This window comes from Acinetobacter sp. YH12102, from assembly GCF_013419125.1.
GTDB lineage: Bacteria > Pseudomonadota > Gammaproteobacteria > Pseudomonadales > Moraxellaceae > Acinetobacter > Acinetobacter pseudolwoffii.
In genome coordinates, this window is record NZ_VPAS01000003.1 from 177,600 (window position 1) to 195,683 (window position 18,084).

16 protein-coding genes are annotated in these 18,084 nt (G+C 43.4%); 5 read left to right on the plus strand and 11 right to left on the minus strand.

The annotated features are described in order from the left end of the window. The 3 genes from rbtA to cxpE all read right to left on the minus strand — a co-directional run bounded on the left by rbtA (window position 1) and on the right by cxpE (window position 3,860). Window positions 1–1,800 (minus strand): rhombotarget A, encoded by a 1,800-nt coding sequence (gene rbtA, locus FTU42_RS03445; protein ID WP_180083027.1) that lies wholly within the window; start codon window positions 1,798–1,800, stop codon window positions 1–3. Window positions 1,801–1,920: 120 nt separating this feature from the next. Beyond that, the gene (hda, locus tag FTU42_RS03450) at window positions 1,921–2,625 is read right to left on the minus strand and encodes a DnaA regulatory inactivator Hda (protein ID WP_005097624.1); all 705 of its coding nucleotides are present in this window, start codon (window positions 2,623–2,625) and stop codon (window positions 1,921–1,923) included. Between the two features lie 14 nt (window positions 2,626–2,639). Then, window positions 2,640–3,860: a chloramphenicol efflux transporter CxpE gene (gene cxpE, locus FTU42_RS03455; protein ID WP_074383363.1), complete on the minus strand. Its 1,221-nt coding sequence runs from the start codon at window positions 3,858–3,860 to the stop codon at window positions 2,640–2,642. Between the two features lie 135 nt (window positions 3,861–3,995). On the opposite strand from cxpE, the gene purM reads away from it, so the two are divergent. Both purM and purN read left to right on the plus strand, forming a co-directional pair. Beyond that, a complete protein-coding gene (gene purM, locus FTU42_RS03460) occupies window positions 3,996–5,066 on the plus strand; it encodes a phosphoribosylformylglycinamidine cyclo-ligase (protein WP_005097626.1) in 1,071 nt (356 codons plus the stop codon). 6 nt (window positions 5,067–5,072) lie between these two features. After that, entirely contained in the window at window positions 5,073–5,702 is a 630-nt protein-coding gene (purN, locus tag FTU42_RS03465; RefSeq protein ID WP_180083028.1) for a phosphoribosylglycinamide formyltransferase, read from the plus strand. A 61-nt stretch (window positions 5,703–5,763) separates the two neighbouring features. Here the strand turns inward: purN and FTU42_RS03470 are convergent, their stop codons facing one another. Both FTU42_RS03470 and sppA read right to left on the minus strand, forming a co-directional pair. Then, window positions 5,764–6,567 carry an alpha/beta fold hydrolase gene (locus tag FTU42_RS03470; protein ID WP_005170030.1) on the minus strand — a complete coding sequence of 268 codons (804 nt, stop codon included), beginning with the start codon at window positions 6,565–6,567 and terminating at the stop codon, window positions 5,764–5,766. Then, on the minus strand, window positions 6,564–7,586 hold the full coding sequence (gene sppA / locus FTU42_RS03475) for a signal peptide peptidase SppA (RefSeq protein WP_005097629.1): 1,023 nt from the start codon (window positions 7,584–7,586) through the stop codon (window positions 6,564–6,566). Before sppA ends, FTU42_RS03470 begins: the two co-directional genes overlap by 4 nt. Before the next feature lie 126 nt (window positions 7,587–7,712). Here sppA and FTU42_RS03480 point away from each other — a divergent pair, with 126 nt between their 5' ends. Continuing rightward, entirely contained in the window at window positions 7,713–8,687 is a 975-nt protein-coding gene (locus FTU42_RS03480; RefSeq protein ID WP_005097630.1) for a lysophospholipid acyltransferase family protein, read from the plus strand. On the opposite strand, the gene FTU42_RS03485 is transcribed toward FTU42_RS03480, so the two are convergent. The 3 genes from FTU42_RS03485 to FTU42_RS03495 form a co-directional block, all read right to left on the minus strand. Next, the gene (locus tag FTU42_RS03485; protein WP_180083029.1) at window positions 8,676–11,141 is read right to left on the minus strand and encodes a DNA internalization-related competence protein ComEC/Rec2; all 2,466 of its coding nucleotides are present in this window, start codon (window positions 11,139–11,141) and stop codon (window positions 8,676–8,678) included. The two genes, FTU42_RS03480 and FTU42_RS03485, sit on opposite strands and share 12 nt — an antisense overlap. An 86-nt stretch (window positions 11,142–11,227) precedes the next feature. Further along, window positions 11,228–11,911 carry a lipoprotein-releasing ABC transporter ATP-binding protein LolD gene (gene lolD / locus FTU42_RS03490; RefSeq protein WP_005097632.1) on the minus strand — a complete coding sequence of 228 codons (684 nt, stop codon included), beginning with the start codon at window positions 11,909–11,911 and terminating at the stop codon, window positions 11,228–11,230. Then, complete coding sequence (locus FTU42_RS03495; protein ID WP_005097633.1) at window positions 11,904–13,139, minus strand: lipoprotein-releasing ABC transporter permease subunit; 1,236 nt, start codon at window positions 13,137–13,139, stop codon at window positions 11,904–11,906. Before FTU42_RS03495 ends, lolD begins: the two co-directional genes overlap by 8 nt. Before the next feature lie 26 nt (window positions 13,140–13,165). On the opposite strand from FTU42_RS03495, the gene FTU42_RS03500 reads away from it, so the two are divergent. Beyond that, window positions 13,166–13,729 carry a PilZ domain-containing protein gene (locus tag FTU42_RS03500; protein ID WP_005097634.1) on the plus strand — a complete coding sequence of 188 codons (564 nt, stop codon included), beginning with the start codon at window positions 13,166–13,168 and terminating at the stop codon, window positions 13,727–13,729. 9 nt (window positions 13,730–13,738) lie between these two features. On the opposite strand, the gene FTU42_RS03505 is transcribed toward FTU42_RS03500, so the two are convergent. Both FTU42_RS03505 and FTU42_RS03510 read right to left on the minus strand, forming a co-directional pair. Beyond that, the gene (locus tag FTU42_RS03505) at window positions 13,739–14,653 is read right to left on the minus strand and encodes a DMT family transporter (RefSeq protein WP_100355605.1); all 915 of its coding nucleotides are present in this window, start codon (window positions 14,651–14,653) and stop codon (window positions 13,739–13,741) included. 12 nt (window positions 14,654–14,665) lie between these two features. Then, window positions 14,666–15,151 (minus strand): YaiI/YqxD family protein, encoded by a 486-nt coding sequence (locus FTU42_RS03510; RefSeq protein WP_005097638.1) that lies wholly within the window; start codon window positions 15,149–15,151, stop codon window positions 14,666–14,668. Window positions 15,152–15,390: 239 nt separating this feature from the next. Here FTU42_RS03510 and FTU42_RS03515 point away from each other — a divergent pair, with 239 nt between their 5' ends. Next, window positions 15,391–16,323 (plus strand): hypothetical protein, encoded by a 933-nt coding sequence (locus FTU42_RS03515; protein WP_100534844.1) that lies wholly within the window; start codon window positions 15,391–15,393, stop codon window positions 16,321–16,323. Window positions 16,324–16,907: 584 nt separating this feature from the next. On the opposite strand, the gene serC is transcribed toward FTU42_RS03515, so the two are convergent. Next, window positions 16,908–17,987 carry a 3-phosphoserine/phosphohydroxythreonine transaminase gene (serC, locus tag FTU42_RS03520; protein WP_071850633.1) on the minus strand — a complete coding sequence of 360 codons (1,080 nt, stop codon included), beginning with the start codon at window positions 17,985–17,987 and terminating at the stop codon, window positions 16,908–16,910. Between the last annotated feature and the right edge of the window lie 97 nt (window positions 17,988–18,084).

Genomic DNA, 18,084 nt, shown 5'->3' on the forward strand with positions numbered 1-18,084 from the left:
TTAATCTTTTAATTCACGGCGCAAACCCATTAACCCAATTAAAATCAGTAGCCCACCAAAGCCCCATGCGCCACCTGAAGTTTTGACTGATTTGTCTTCCATTTCATTTTTTGGCTCCTGCACGATTTGAGTGGTAATGGTCAGATAAGGTTTACTTTTATTAAATCGCGTGGATGTGGTTACCACTTGCAGCTCGAAGATATCTGCCCCATGCCAAGTCGAATCTGGGGTATACACCACATTGCCATGAATATCGATGCGTGTTTTACCTTTGGACTCTGTTTTAGTTTGCACAACTTTCAAACATCCATCTTGCCAAGGCTCACCTGTCGGCTGTTGACCAACTATGACATTGCATTGTTCTTTTGGAATTAAATCACTATCACCCAAAAAGGATTCAATTGAAAATTTGGCAATTTCACCTTTTAACAGGTCTTGTCCAACCAGACTCCCTGAGGTTGGCACAGTGATTTCAATCGCACCACGGTCACAGAACAGATTATCCATTAAACGGTTGATACCACGCTGGTCAGCAGCTTCACATGCCACTGTCGGGGCTGCAAGATTAAGCGCTGTACCTCTATTTACAATAGATGAGTCGCTGACCTGATTATGACTTAATAAAATACGTGGACGCATATAACCAAGAAATTGCCCTTTAGCAACGCTGTATGGACAAAGTATAGCTGTGCTATTTTCACTCAAGGTTTGACAAACACCTTCACTCTTATTTGAAGCTTCGGCTAAGATTTGTGTACCATTCCAGAGCTCATTTGGAGCAACAGCATCCCCTGTACCGCAGGACACAGTCAGCAGATTGTTTTGAATCAGGGTTTTATCGCCGGTTTCAATTTGGCAGTCCTGTGCACCATTTCTTAAAATAATACTATTTGCCACATAAGCCCTGCCAGCCGGGGCATTCATACGTAAAGCAGTATCAGCATTATCAACGATCGTTAGGTTATTTAATCCCATCCCGTCCATGACATTAATGAGTGTCCCCTTATTTTTTAATAGGGTACTACTTAATACTTCGGCACTAATGTTTTGAAGATTCTCTGTGTCAGCAAACTGCCCGGCGCTATAAATATTGGCCGCCGAGTTATTTAAGGTCTGGTTATTTTTAAGGACACTTTGCCTGATAAGGAAAGCGGGCAACTCGCTATATAAAATGCCACCTCGTTGTGCTTTGTTATTTTCAATCAGGCTATTTTTAATTTCAACACGACTGAGAAAGTTCTGACCAAATTGTCCCGTATTATAAATTGCCCCACCCAAATTGGCTGCACCATTAAATAAACGGCTATATTCAACCACCACTTGGCCTTTATTATGAATCAGACCACCTTGTTCAGCACAACTGGCTTTGCCACAACCTTCGAGGTCTAGTTCTTTTAAGTTAAGCTGAACCAGTGTATCTGTGCTGTTAAGGCGAAATAGATTGTCAGTTCCTTGCATTTGAATATGGGCATTATGCAGACCCAGTGTTTTTTCAGTTGTACTGAATTCTTCATCGCTATCAGCTACAGACCGAATGCTTAGAGATTTTTTGATTGCTATATGCTTATTGAGCACATAAGTATTTTTTTCTTTTAAAATAATGGTACTGGATGAATTTTCTCCACCACATCCCATAAAACCTTCTTTGGCTAAGCCCCGGTTAATATATTCAACGGCTTCTCGAAGTGAACATTCCTTGTCATCTTTTTCAATATCTTCTGTCGTGGTTACAATAATATCTGCACTATATGCCTGCCCTGCCATACACAGCAAAGCCATGCCTATGCTCTTCTTGAGCATAACCTTCTCCTTAATTTTTATTTCTTTCTTTTTCTTCTAAAGTTGCAGAATCCTTGCAACTGTGAATTATTTTGCCTTACTGTGGCATAGACTGAGTAATTACTCAAGAATTTTTATGATTTACCGATATTCGTCAATCAAGGCATAAATCTGTCGCAGATTGGCATTGCTGACCTTCAGTTTTTCTCCCTTAAGCAGTTGAATAATTTGCTCTAATCTCTGAAGAAGTACCGAAGTTTGATGTGGCCCATGACTCAGCAAATAGTCAAAAATTTGAGGATCTAAATGAATCCCCCGACGATCCAGTACGGATGAAACCAGCGCATAACGATCAGCATAAAGACTACCACTCGGCACACGGGTACTCACCGCTTGTGTTAAGCGTGACTGTAGATCTGGTAGCTCAAGCTTAAGTTCAATCGGCGCAAAGCGTGAAGAAAATACCAGCTGTCCGCCGCCTTCATTATTATAATTAATCAGATGAAAGACTGCGCGCTGCCAATGCGGCACACCACTAATCGCTTCAATATCATCGAGTGCGACCAGATCAAAACGATCCAGCGAGGTAATCGCCTCGGTCGGCGCATCTAGAAGCTCAAGTAAAGAGACCTGAATCGCAGATTTCCCTACTTCAAGATAAGAGTCACAGATAGCAGACAATAAATGACTTTTTCCTGTACCCGCCCCACCATAGACATAAAAACGGCTGATTAAGCCTGCATGTAATTGACGCACTGCATCAATCACATGCCCCCAACCCGGCCCTGAAAAATCACTGATTCGGGCATCAAGCTGAGGTTCTATATCTAACTGCAATTGACGCATATGATTTTTTGGCCTTATGAGTCTTTACCATGGGGATCATGAATTTTACTTGAGTTCTCCTCTGCTTGCAGCGGTTTTTTCTCTGGCTTTTTCATTTCAATATCAACATCTAAGTCTGCCGTTTCGATATTGATTGAACCGGTAGAGGCATCTTGCATCACAATGGCCCGATCGCCATAAAATGTTGTGTGTTCATAGTACTCGCGTACATGCCGCAGTAGTACCACAATGACGGCTGCCACCGGTAATGCAATCAGCATTCCCAGGAAGCCTGCCAGCTGTGCACCTGCCAATACGGCAAATACTACGGCAACAGGAGAAAGACCAATTTTATCGCCCAGCAAGAATGGTTGCAGAATATAACCTTCAACTGCCTGTCCGACCATAAACACAATGCCGACCAATACCAGTTGCCACCAGTCAATCCCAAATTGCAGTAAGGTCGCAATCACCGCTGCGATAATACCGACTGCAAAGCCCAGATAAGGAATAATACTGGCCAGACCTGCCACCATACCAATAATCAATCCAACCTCAAGACCAATCAGTTGCAAGCCCACCGCATAGACAATTCCCAGCAAGATCATGACCAGAAACTGCCCTTTAACAAAAGCACCCAGCACGCTATGACATTCGCCCACAATTTTTAGTGTACTTTTTTCATAAGGACGTGGAATCAGGCGGCGCAAACTCCCCAGCATACGATCCCAATCCAGCAGGAAATAGAAGGCAATGATGGGAATTAAGACAATCGTACCGCCAATCTGGAGAAAATTAATTCCGGATTGAGCAAGGCGTAACAAGAATGCCTGAATACTGTCTGCGCTATAATTGGTTTGTACATAATTCATGACCACATCAGAAATCTGATTGGTATCAATTTCCATTTCAACGACATTAAAGGTATTGGACAACCATGGTAAAAAGGTCGAATTAATCCATCCAATGATCGCGGGTATATTGTCACGTGCATACATCAACTGTTGCCAGATCAGTGGCACTAAATACCAGATGGCCAAGGTCAGTACAATTCCGATTCCGATAAAAACGATACTAATAGAAAGCCAACGCGGCAGACCCACATCATGCAATTTATCCACCAGCGGGCTAAATAGATAAGCCACTAAAAGTGCTGCAACAAATGGAATTACAACGGGTTTTAATAAGTATAAAGTCCATAACAATAAAGCTATCCCAGCTAGGATAAACACGCGACGCAATGTGCGATCTACCATAAAGTTTCGCCTTTTCTCTATTAATCATTCTAAAAATTAAAATATTTCAATAAAGATAGCATTTTAGATCAGAAATACCATAAGAGTTTTATATATTCAGGTTATAATCGCCACCGCGAATGCGGAGACTTCATTATGAGCAACTCAACTTCTACCCCAAATACTGGTTTAAGCTACAAAGATGCAGGTGTCGACATTGAAGCGGGCGACGCGTTAGTCGATCGTATCAAATCTGTCGCTAAGCGTACCTCACGTCCCGAAGTTATGGGCGGTCTAGGTGGCTTTGGTGCACTTTGTAAAATTCCTAAAGGTTATGAAGAACCTGTTCTCGTATCTGGCACAGATGGTGTGGGTACAAAATTACGTTTAGCATTGAATTTGAACCGTCATGACACAATTGGTCAAGACCTGGTGGCAATGTGTGTTAACGACCTTCTCGTGTGTGGTGCTGAACCACTGTTCTTCCTCGACTATTATGCAACTGGTCATTTGAATGTGGATGTTGCTGCAAATGTTGTCACTGGTATCGGTACTGGTTGTGAGCTTGCTGGCTGTGCACTGGTCGGCGGTGAAACTGCTGAAATGCCAGGCATGTATGAAGGCGAAGATTACGATCTTGCAGGTTTCTGTGTCGGTGTCGTTGAGCAAAGCAAAATTATTGATGGCTCTAAAGTCAAAGCCGGTGACGTTTTAGTTGGTGTTGCTTCTTCAGGTGCGCACTCAAACGGTTACTCACTGCTTCGTAAAATTCTAGACGTGAAAAATGTTGATTTAACTCAAATCGTTGATGGTCGCCCACTTGCAGATGTTGCAATGGAACCAACCCGTATTTATGTCAAATCGATTCTCGAATTGCTTAAACATGTCGATGTACACGCAATGGCGCACATCACCGGTGGCGGTTTGCCAGGTAACTTACCTCGCGTCCTTCCAAATGGTGCTCAAGCGCTTGTGAATGAATCTTCTTGGGAATGGCCTGAGCTATTCAAACTTCTACAACGTGAAGGCGGTGTAGAGCAGTTTGAAATGTATCGTACCTTTAACTGTGGCGTCGGCATGGTGCTTGTGGTTGATGCAAATGAAGCTGACAAAACTGTTGAATTACTCAACGGTCTTGGTGAGAAAGCATGGACAATGGGTCAGATTCAAGACAATGCTGAATCGGTTGCAGGTGCAGACGAAAAAATTCGTGTGATCTTCGCATAATTTCGCATGATTAAAATTGCTGTACTTGTTTCAGGTAGCGGATCAAATCTACAAGCCTTGATTGATGCCAATCTTTCAGGGCAAATTGTCGGCGTGATTTCCAATAAACCTGAAGCCTTTGCTTTAACGCGTGCGCAACAAGCAGGAATTCAAACTGCAGTTATTGAACACAGGCAATATCCAAACCGAGAAGCGTTTGATGATGTGATGCATCAGCAACTGCTGGACTGGGATGCGGATCTGGTGGTACTTGCCGGCTTTATGCGAATTTTAAGTGAAAAATTTGTAAAAGCCTGGGAGGGGAAAATGTTGAACATTCACCCTTCTCTATTGCCTTATTACAAAGGCATGCATACCCATCAGCGTGTACTCAATACCGGTGATGTTCTGCACGGCTGTACGGTGCATTATGTCACGGCTGAACTTGACGCAGGCCAAGCGCTTGCTCAAGGTGTGCTCAAGGTTTCTCACCACGATACGGTAGACAGTTTGGCAATGCGTGTGCATAGCCTTGAACATGTAATCTATCCTCAAGTCGTAGAATGGATTTGCAGCGGTGCGATTCAATACACTGAAGACGGTGTGCTATATCGAAACAAGAAAATGCAAGAACCTGTTCAATTCTGCAAGTTTTAACATCATTTAAATATAAAAAACGCATCCTCGGATGCGTTTTTTATATTCTCTTTTTAATGATTCAAACAGATTGTTGCTGAATCAATTGCTTTACCAAGTCCGCTACCTGATCGGGTTGTTCCAATGGAAACATATGTCCTCCCTCTACCACGGTAAAAGGAATACCAAATTTCTTTTCGACCTGCTGCGGGAACTTGCGGGCCAGAAATGGACCTTGCTCAGCCACGACCAAATGTACCGGAACTTTCGGTTTCGCCTGAGGCAACCACCACAGTGAGGGATTGGTTCTAAACACGGCCACTTCATCCTTTTTAGGGATGGTGAGTTCTACTCCGCCCCGAATCGGATCATCTTGCAAGGCATGCTCAATATAGGCCTGGAAGCAATCGGCATCAAAGTCTTGATAAAAACCTTTAGGACGCAACAACGCTGCTGCCTGTTCACGTGAATCCCAATGATCACGACGGCGCTTGGACAGGCCTGCCGGAGACATTCTGTCCAAAGCTTTTAAGCGCAAAGTTTTCGCAAGATGCAAGGCAAAGGCTTCTTTACCCATAATCATCGGCGGGTCCAGCATGATCATCTGCGAAAACAGTTCGGGACGCTGCAAGGTAGCCTGGAAAGTTAATACTGATCCTAGAGAATGTCCCAAACCAATCACCGGTCGACCTTTTGACTGACGCACAATACTGTCAATCACTTGCTGAGTCAGACTTTTCCAATGGTTATCCACTGGATAACGTTTATCAGGCCCTAAGAGCGGCACATAGATAATATCGTAATCATCTTGCAGTCCATCAAACAGCTTTTGATAGACTTTCGATGGCACGCCATTGGCGTGCGCGAAATGAATCAATGGTTTCATTGCAATGTCGTACTGTTTTCTGACTGAAGTTTCTGCGCAACTGAAGTGGCAATTCCGTCACCAATCGATGAGCCCATGCGACCCAATACGGACTCAAATGGACTATATTCAATGGTATAATTCAAGGCTCTTTCAGTTTTCAGTTCGCGCTTCAAGGTATTTAAACTTCCGATCCGATCTGCGATTCCTAGTTTCACCGCCTGATCACCGGTCCAGAACAAACCAGAGAAAATCGCAGGATCGGTTGATTTCAGTTTATTACCACGCCCCTGTTTTACCGCATTAATAAAGTGACTATGCACATTATCCAAGACACCTTGTACATGGGCTTTTTGTGCAGGATCGACTGGTTGAGTCATCGACAGCAAGGCTTTATTGTCACCTGAAGTCATGGTGCGATCTTCAACACCAAGCTTTTGCAGCAAATTACTCACGCCATAATTTGGCATGATCACACCAATCGAACCGACTAAACTCGATGGATTGACAATGATCTCATCCGCAGCAGAAGCGATATAATAAGCACCTGAAGCACCGGTATCACCGATCACTGCATAGAGTTTTTTCTCGGGATACTGCTTTTTCAAATACTGAATTTCTTGCCAGATTTCATCGGACTGTACCGGTGAACCACCCGGCGAGTTGACATTCAGCACTACAGCTTTACTCTGTTTATTTTCAAAAGCTTTTTTCAGCGATTTAATCGTATTGCTACTGTTGACACTCTGCTTGTCGGCAGCAATCGTACCAATAATATCGACAACGGCAATATGAGCACCTGCGCCAGCGCTGGCATCTGAGGAAACTGAACTACAGCTCTTGCCGAGTGCCAAAATCACCACAAGCAGATAAGCAAAAGTCAGGAATTTAAAGAAAATTCCCCAACGGCGCGCACGACGCTGCTCTTCAACCGAAGCTAAAACCGCTTTTTCCAGCAATTTCCATTCCGGACCAGTCGGTTGAACTGGCTGTTGCGTATTTTGTATTTGATTTTCAGGTTTTGGTGGCCAATCGGACATAAATAATCCAATAAATTGATTTATATTGAACCCATTATATACACTGAATCGGGTAATTCTGTCTAAACAAAACGTTTTCGCCTATAATAAATTTTGTTCTCTTTTTATTGTACTTAGACGAAATCAATGACGAAACAGGACTCACGGAATTCAGCTTACGGTTTACTCAAATACATTAGCCGCCAACCGCTTCCAGTTTCTCGATGGATGGCTCGCATCCTGGCCTTTATTGTAAACAGTTTCAAAGTCACGAAAACCTCGGAAGTCATTCGCCTGAACCTAGAAATCAGTCTCTCTGAACTGTCCGATAATGAACGTGAACGTATTAACCGTGCCGCGGTTCGCAATGAATTAATGTCATATTTCGAGTTCTTTACCATTTGGGGCTCAAGCAATCAAAAAAATATCAAACGTGTGCATCGCGTTATTGGCGAAGATCTCCTTCATGATGCACTGGCGCAAAATAAAGGTCTGGTGTTAATTGTGCCGCATTTTGGTACCTGGGAAATTATGAATGCCTATGTTGCCCAGTTTACCGCCATGACCATTATGTACAAACCTGTAAAAAATCAGACTGCGGATCAATTTGTACGGGCTGCCCGTAGCCGTGAACAGGCACATCTGGTACCGACCGATGAATCCGGTGTCCGTCAGATCTTTAAGGCTCTGAAACAAGGCGGCACCACCGTGATTTTGCCAGACCATACGCCCAATGTGGGTGGTGAATATATTCCGTATTTTGGCGTGCCTTTGGCCACCAGTAATTTAAGTGCCAAGCTGATTCAAAAGACCAAAGCCCGCGCTCTGTTTTTATATGCCCTGCGTAATACTGAAGATGGTTTTGATATCTTTATCGAAGCGATCGACGAAAAAATTTATAGTGGCAATGCCAATCAGGGCACGCAAGTCATTATCAATAGTATTGAAAATTTAATCCGTCGCCACCCTGAACATTATCACTGGAGCTATAAACGCTTTAATGCACATCAGGGCTTGGGCAATCTTTATACACTGGAGCATGAACAGGCTTTGGGCAAAGTAAATGCGTTAAGAACTCAGGAATTACATGAAGCTTCGCCCGCTCTAGAATCAGCGACTTAAAGGCTGACGATATAACCATTGCCATTGATGTCGTTCGGCTGAAAGTACCAGTTTTGAGTCTTGTTGCTGAAAGTGCAGACTACCCTGTTCTGCCGTGTTCAGTAACGGAATATTGAGGGCTGTGAGCCGCTGCTGAGTCAATTGGCTCGGATGGCCATAACGGTTAAATTTCCCTGCCGAAACAATTGCCAGTTTAGGCTGTAAAACTTCTAAAAACTGATAGGCTGAGCTGTGCTGACTGCCATGATGTCCAAGCACCAGCACATCAACTTTAAGCTCAGGATAATCTTGGAGCAGCTGATACTCAGTCTCCCAACCCGCATCGCCCATGAGTAAAAAATTTTGATAAGGCCCGGCATTTTTAACTTGCAGATATACCACACAAGACCGGTCATTTTTATTGAAATGAGCTGTATTTAACTGCTGCTGCCGAGGTGCCAGAATTTTAAACTGAATATCTTCAGACCATTGCCACTGCTGACCTTGATGACAGAACTGAAAACGGGAGGAGTGCGCTATTTCAGGAATCTGATTGGACGATACCTCTTTAATTTTCAATTGATGTTTAATACTGTGATAAGCGCCACTATGATCCTGATCCAGATGGGTTAAAATCAGTTGATCCAGCTTACCCACACCTTGCACAGACAGAAATGGCAGAATCACCTGTCGACCGATACTGAATTTTTCTTCATCATAATAGCCGCCCATATCGATCATCATGCTGCGTGATCCATCCCGAAGAAAAATTGCTTGTCCCTGCCCCACATCCAGAATAGAGAGCTGAAATGCATGCTGATTGAGCTGAGGAATGCACAGCGGCACACAGGCAAGCGCCGTCCAGCTTTTGGGCAATAGGCCACGCGGTAAAAATACAATCATTAAGGCCAGAATACACAGTGCAATCATCCAGACATTCATCGCCACCGGAATCAGTTGTGGAGCAAACAGCCGATCAAGCAGATCCAGAAATGCCAGCAGCATGTGAATGAAAACATTATTCAATTGAAATACCACACTGGAAAGTGGCTCTGAAATAAAAAACAACAAAGCCGCCAGAATATCGACTGGAACTATTAGCAGCCCAATCCATGGAATCGCGACCAGGTTACTGAATGGGGTAATCCAGGCGATCTGCTTAAAAAACAGCATCATCAAGGGAAATAGTGCCAGAAAGATTTTCCATTGTGATTCCAGCAGCACTTTCAACGCAAAATATAGCCGTTGTAATAAGGTTTGTTCTATCTGACGCGGTTGCTGCTGAATGGTCTGATAGATTCGCAGCAAAACAAAACAGGCCCCATAAGACAGCCAGAATGCAGCCGACAAAATACTGAAAGGATCAAAGAGCAATAATAAGGCAGCACTCAGAATCAGTAATTTTAAAGCTTGCACATTTTGCCTGAGCAACAAGGTAAAGGTCACAATCACGCAGATCAATAAAGTGCGTAGCGCTGGAATTTCAAAGCCCACAAAGGCGCAGTACAGCAAGACACACAGTAAAAAAGGCAGGCTCAAAAAATACTGCCTTGGCCATTTCAGATAAATATGCGGCATAAATCTTGAAATCAGATATTGCAAAGTACCACAGACCATCAAGGCAAAGATCAGAACGTGCGGCCCGGAAATGGCTAATAAATGGCTCATACCAAAACGCTGGAATTGTCGCTCTGTCGCTGGATCTAACAGGCTTTCATCACCGCTTAATAAGGCCAATAACAAACCTTTATGCTGTACGGGTTGCCTGGCTACAAATTCTCTTAATGCCAGTCGCTGCCGCTCTACCCAAAGTAAAATTCGCGGACTTAAATTTTGCTGCTGGCGTAAATATTTGCCATGACCAAGCGCATAAAGTTGTTGCGGTTGTAACTCCTGAATGCTCTTGATTCGGAAACCGGCCATGATATTTTGCTGTAATGCCCACTTTTCAGCGTCAAAAGATCCGGGGGTGGCATAACTATGATGAGGTCGGATTTGGCCTTGAATTAAGTAATATCGTCCAAGTTCAAGGGAGTGCTGCTTTATCTGCGTATTTATCAAACTGGATTGAGTCACGGGTTCTTGGACAGGCAAAAAGCCCATCCATTTAACTGTACTGCCATCAGGACTGAGCACATGCAGAGCTTGCTGGATATTCTGCTCACCAAGCTTATTCAGGTCTTTGATATGCACCACGATCTGTTTTTCGGAGACTTCATGTTCACGCGTCGACAAGCGTTCAGACAGTTGCAGATTGGCATAGCCATGGCCTAGAAATAATCCTAACAACAGGCTTGAACCAGTCATGACCAAATTACTGAATGGTGTGTTGAAAATGTGCTTTAATTTACGGCAACCCAGATACCACAGTAATACCGCGATTAGAACGACCGTGCTGCCCAGTTGAACAGACAGAAAACTTTTCCCCATACAGGCCAGGCCTAAAATCCAGCCGATACACAGCCACTGCAACATTGGATCTTATTCTTTATGGTTATTATTTTACCCAATAATAAAGCCCACCGGAGTGAGCTTCAATCAAATGCGAATATTCTCTTGATTTAGGGTGTGACCCAAAGACCATCCTGCATATGTAAAATTCGGTCTGCAGCATGTGCCAGTTGTTCATCATGCGTCACAATCAGCATCGCCATATTGAATTCACGTTGCAATTCGGTGAGCAGTTCAAAAATCTTTGCTGCAGTCTTACGATCCAGATTTCCGGTCGGTTCATCCGCCATCATCAGTTTAGGTTTGCCCACCACTGCACGCGCTAAGGCCACACGCTGACGCTCCCCTCCCGATAATTCACCTGGCTTATGCGTCAGACGATGCGAAAGACCAACCCGCTCCAGCAAGTATTCAGCCTGCTGTTTGGCTTCTTTAAATTTCACATTATCGCGGAGCATCAGGGGCATGGCTACATTTTCCAGTGCCGTAAACTCTGGCAACAGATGATGAAACTGATACACAAAACCCAAATGCTCATTGCGCACATAGCCGCGTTCTGCTTCAGACAGGGTATCGAAACGGCGACCATTGACCATCACTTGCCCTGATGTTGGCCGATCCAGTCCACCCAAAACATGCAATAAGGTACTTTTACCAGAACCACTCGAACCGACAATCGAGACAAACTCACCCGCTTTGACCTGCAGCGACAAGCCTCGAATCACATCGACGGTGGCTTTGCCATCGGTAAAGGATTTGTGAATATTCTGGGCATCTAAAATCAGATTACTCATAACGCAAAGCCTCTGCCGGTTGAATTTTTGCTGCACGTAAAGCGGGGTAAATCGTCGCGACAAAACTTAAGGCCAATGACAAGCCGACAATCACCAAGACATCCTGCCAGCGTAAATAAGAAGGTAGATAATTGATAAAATAGGCATCAAACATATTCAGACCCAAAGTATTGTTTAACCAGCCGATAAAGCTACTGATACTGGTCGCTGCAATAATCCCGAGGATTGCGCCGGCACATGTCCCAATCACCCCAATCACCGTACCTTGCACCATAAAGATTTTGGTAATAGTGGCAGGCGAAGCACCCAAAGTCCGTAAAATCGCAATGTCCGATTTTTTATCCGTCACCACCATCACCAGTGATGAAACGATATTAAATGCCGCAACCAGCACAATCAGGAATAATAACAAGCTGACCATGGCTTTTTCCATCTGGATCGCGCTGAACAGATTACCATGAGTATAAGTCCAGTCAGATGCGTAGAAGTTGGCTGGTAAATCCCGCACGATTTCCTGAGACACTTGCGGTGCGACAAAAATATCATCCAGTTTTAAACGCACGCCTTGTGCACCATCAGGCAGACGCAATAAAGTTGAAGCATCATTTAAAGCGATATATCCCATCATCGAGTCGACTTCAGCACCAATACTGAAAATTCCCACCACTTTAAAGCGCTTGAAACGAGGCACCACACCTGCTGGTGAAGGGGTCGCCTCTGGCAATACCAAGGTAATATTATCGTTTAAACCGACCCCCATGGCATCGGTCATCTGCTTGCCCAGAACAATACCAAATTCACCTTTTTTCAGGCTATCAATACTGCCCTCGACCATATGGTTTTGTATAATGGATACTTTTTTCTCATACTCGGGTTCAATCCCGCTGACCATAATCCCGGCAACCTGTCCCTGTGCCGTCAGCATGCCCTGTAATTGGGTAAATGGTGCGACCCCTTGGACATGCTCATGCTGCTCAATCTGCTTTGCAAGTTCGGGCCAATTTGTTAGAATTTGCGTTGAAGAAACAGTAGCTTGAGGTATCATTCCCAAGACACGATTTTTCAACTCTCGGTCAAACCCATTCATCACAGACAAAACTGTAATGAGGACTGCTACACCGAGCGTGAGACCGATCATTGAGACCAATGCAATAAAAGAAATGAAGTGGTTACTACGCCGTGCGCGAGTATATTTCAACCCTATATACAGCGAGATTGGTTTAAACATAACCATCTAGTCCGAGGTAATAAATTATGGAAAATGTACAGCATCCAAACGGATACACGGAAAGACGCGTTATGTCTCGCATCGATGCTGCCTTACGAATTAATTATCAGATTATTTCCGATGATGTTGCCTTAAATGATCCTTATGACTCTAACTTTGTCTTGCCCCGCTATTTTCTACTACTTGCAGAGCTAGATCAATTTGATCATGCGGTTAACTACGAATTAGAACAATTATCTGAAAAAGATCAACAAATTGCTCGAATCTTATCCTTATTCAACCAAAAATTAAACCTTATTACCGGTTCTTTGTATGACGCAATTGTACAAAGCATGTTACCTGTACCAGAGCAGGTGAACTTTTCGGAAACCGGTTTTAGTTTCTTTAGTGACCGCCCCATCACTGAAGGCACCTATCTGCACGTGACTTTAAGCCACCCGGAAAATTTCTTCCATATTGCGGCAACCGCCCAAGTGGCCTACAGTCGTGAAGAAGAAAATAGCAAATTCCGGACCGGTGCTTATTTCATTACCATGCACCCACAAGACCGTGTCAAACTGGGTGAATGTGTCAAAGCCAACTTTGCTTAAATCACTGATTTAGTCATTGTGAATACTGGATGGAAGGCGAGCTGCATAGCTCGCTTTAATTTCTCTGGAAAAATACAACAATAAACCCGTCAACAAAATACCGACACCGATTAAGGCCTCACCCGACAAGCTTTCATCATTCAAAAGCACACCGACGAATAAAGCAAGCATTGGAGTCAATACCGTCGTCAAAGACAAGGTGGTCGCCCTGATTTTCTGTACCAGTTTAAAATAACAGAACATGGCAATCAGCGAAGCCATCACCACGGCATATCCTAGCCCGATCAGTGATTTTGCCTGAGGCATTTGGGTTGGCACAAATTGCCAAATAAATGGCAACATGGCACACGCCATGACTGCTGAAACTGCAATGGAACCTGCCGCTTGCGCCATCGGTTGTAAGGGTGCATTGACTTTTTTGACCCAGAACATCGAAACACAATAAATAAACACACTCAGTAACATCAGACCAATGCCGATTGGCTGAATGTGCTGGTCTTTACCACCGAGACAAATCACTGCCAAACCAGTCAGGGCAATCGCCATCCCGCACCACTGTGAAGGATAGAGCTTGAGCTGAAACACGAAACGGCCAATCAATCCGGTAATAATAGGTGCCAGACCAAACATCAGCGCAATAATGCCTGAGCTGAGATAATCCGTGGCCAGATAGGTAAAAATCTGCGAGCCAATAAAACTGCAAGCTCCAGCCAGATAACTGTGCATCGAGAGAGAATCGACAGGAAAACGGGTTTTAAACAGCCACAACAAGATAAATGCAAAAGGCAATGCCAGAAAAAATCGCAGAGCCAGTGCCCAGAGCGGATGCAGATCGCTCACACTCCAGACAATGGCTAGCGGTGTAGTGGCCCAGATAAAAACCAATAAAAGATAGGTCACAACCATATTGGTTTGTGTTGACATGCGCGATTGCTCTTAAAGTGCAGATGTTTTACGTTTTTGTTTTTGAATGGTTTGATCCAGTGCGCTTGAAAATTCACGCTTATCCCGCTCTGAAATCGGAGGTGGCCCACCCGTTTGCACACCGGCACCACGCAAACTATCCATAAAGTCTCTTAGATGTAAACGTGCTTTGACATTGGCCGTGGTATACACTTCACCGCGTGGATGAATGGCAATCCCGCCCTTTTCAATCACTTCTGCCGCCAGGGGAATATCTTGGGTCATGACAATATCATGCTCTTTCATGCGCAGAATAATCTCTTTATCTGCAGCATCAGCGCCACTCATCACCTGAATTGAATTAATCCGGACTGAAGGCGTAATGCCCACCGACTGATTGGCCACAAAAGTCACTTCCAACTGATAGCGATCCGACGCACGGATAATCACATCTCTTAAAATACGGGGTAATGCATCAGCATCGACCCAAAGTTTGAATGGCAACACAGGGTTTCCCATTAAGGTATAAATCCTGGGTATTCTAGCAAATTGAGAGGATCAGGTTGATGATTAAATCGTTGCATTTTCATCGCTGCTGTCGCTCATGTTTTTTTGAATCTATTTGATTTGAGCCGTAACTGTGATTTAGTCTAGAAAAAAATTGGCTGCATTTAATTTGAAAATTCATTCGATTGACTTGAAAAATCGCAATGACCCTCGATTAACTATAAATAAGTCATCCAAGATCAATTGTGCATATGAAAAATCAGAATAGCCCAGAGATCATCACCATTGATGATCAGAATTTCGGTAGTCACGTCGAACACTGGACATTACTCACCGAGAATCCAGGTACAGATGTGCCACAGTGGTTAGGCAAAGCTCTTGATGCGCCTATTATGCCGATGGGCATTTGCACACAAGAATGTGATATGGATGAAAATACCTGGCTGATTCAGGGGCCGAGTAAAGCTGCGGTGCAATTGAGCCAAGTGATCGCCATAGAAAATAATAAGCCACAGGCCGTAAAAACTGCATTCCCCTGCTTTGACAGTCCTTATCAGGTCAAAGCGACCATCGACCGAATTATTTCCTGCAAATCCAATACTCAGGCGGTATTACGTCTGAATCTGGGTGCCAACAATATTATTTATGCTTTCGATAGTCTGTATAGCGTCAATCATCCGCATTATGAAAAAGACCAGTCCTATGTGGTGAATCTGAATGCTTGGGCCTATGAGCTTGAAGCAGTGGCTGACCATGAACATCTGGTGGTGGATGATCCGGCTTCGATCAAGCATCACCGTGCCTTGAATGATATTCTGGCAGCCAACCAAGGCGTGGCACCCGATAATTTGCAGGAACAGATTGATGCCTGGCAGCCACAGTCAGAAGAAGATAAAGCACCTGTTACTGTAGATTTCTCTAAAATGGTGGCTTATCTTTATGGTGAAACCATGGGCCAGGAAGATGAAGCCTGGTTTCAGGGCAATATTGTCGGTAAAACTGCCATGCAGTTTATGGATCAGGACTATACCCTGTATGATGTCACACTGATTCATGATGAAGGTCAACCAGCCACCTTGATCCGGATTGCAACGCGGAATGAGCAGCATAAAAATTTCCAGATTGGTCAATATATTCGTGGAAATCTGTGGATTCAGGCCAATATTTATAGAAAATCAGCTTAAGTTAAAATAAACAAAGAAGATCTTCTTTTTGATGGGGATCTTCTTTTTTTAATCCGTATTTTCTGTTTTTAATTTTATTTTTTTGATTATTTTTTACCCATTTTTTCTAGCTTAATAACCTATTTAAATCATTTAAAAAATCGAGTTATCCACATTGTTAAATTCACATGAATTCATTTTATACATGCAATCGAATCCTAAAAATCTTGTAAAAATAAGACTTTGATTTCGCATACGAATAAGTTCAGACAAATCCAAAGCTGATATTTAAATAAAATGAAAATTTATGAACTTTAATCAAGAATGTACTTTATTTAATCAATTTTTTATGATAAAAATACTCACAACAAATAGTATTAACGATAAATAGATCGGACAATAAATATCTATGAAAATCGTGCAAGAAGAAACATTAGACCAGGTCGAGCATCATCTTAGCTCTCGCTATAATATTGATATGATGTCCTGCCTTTTTTTCATGTTGGGGATGCTGATCTGCGGATTCATCCTGCATACTTTTATTTTCTAAAATTATTGCATTCATAAAAAAACCCAGCCTGTGCTGGGTTTTTTCGTTTCAGGAATTAACCATTGCGTTTGGCAAAGTCATCCATAAAGTTCACCAATGCCTGCACACCCTCTAAAGGCACGGCATTATAAATACTTGCGCGCATACCGCCAACCGAACGGTGACCAGCAAGATTCAATAAATGCTGCGCTTCGGCTTCTTTCAGGAACTGTTTCTCAAGATCTGCATTGGCCAAGGTAAATGGTACGTTCATGATCGAACGGTTTGCTTTTGCGATTGGATTCGCATAAAAATCGCTTTGATCGATATAACCATAAAGCAGGTTGGCTTTCTCAAGGTTCACTTTGTGCATGGCATCTACGCCGCCATTTTCCAGTAACCACTCGAATACCAGACCAGATAAGTACCATGCATAAGTGGATGGTGTGTTGACCATTGAGCCATTTTTCGCTTGATCTGAATATTTCAAGATGCTTGGAATTTCTGGTTTGGCTTGATCGAGTAAATCTTCACGAATGATCACCAGCGTTAAGCCAGCAGGCCCGATATTCTTTTGCGCACCGGCATAGATCAAACCAAATTTAGAAACGTCTAATGGTGCAGATAAAATACTAGATGAATAGTCGCACACTAATGGCTTGTCTGTTTCAGGAATTGAAGAAAATTGCAGACCGCCAATAGTTTCATTATCCGCATAATGCACATAAGCTGCATCATCAGAAAGATTCCATTCGCTTTGTGCACTGATCGCATATTTACCATCAATTTGGATACCTGCTTTTACAACATTGATATCGCCATAACGTTTCGCTTCTTTCAAGGCTTTTTCAGACCAGATGCCGGTATCGATATAGTCTGCTTTGTTGTTTTTGCCAAGCAGGTTCAATGGAATTGCCGAGAACTGTAGTGATGCCCCACCCTGCAAGAACAATACTTTGTAGTTCTCAGGAATATTCATGAGTTTGCGCAGGTCTGCTTCCGCTTTTTCAGCCATGGCAACATAGTCGGAACTACGGTGGCTCATTTCCATGATCGAAAGACCTTTGCCATGCCAGTCAAGCATTTCAGCTTGAGCTTTTTCAAGTACGGCAGTCGGTAATGCAGCAGGACCAGCACAGAAGTTGTACGCGCGCATGATTTTTCCTTTCAGAGTGAAACACAATCAAATGATGGCATTTAACCATATCTGGCAGGGTCTTGCACAAAATTATTTCAATCTATGAGTCAAGATA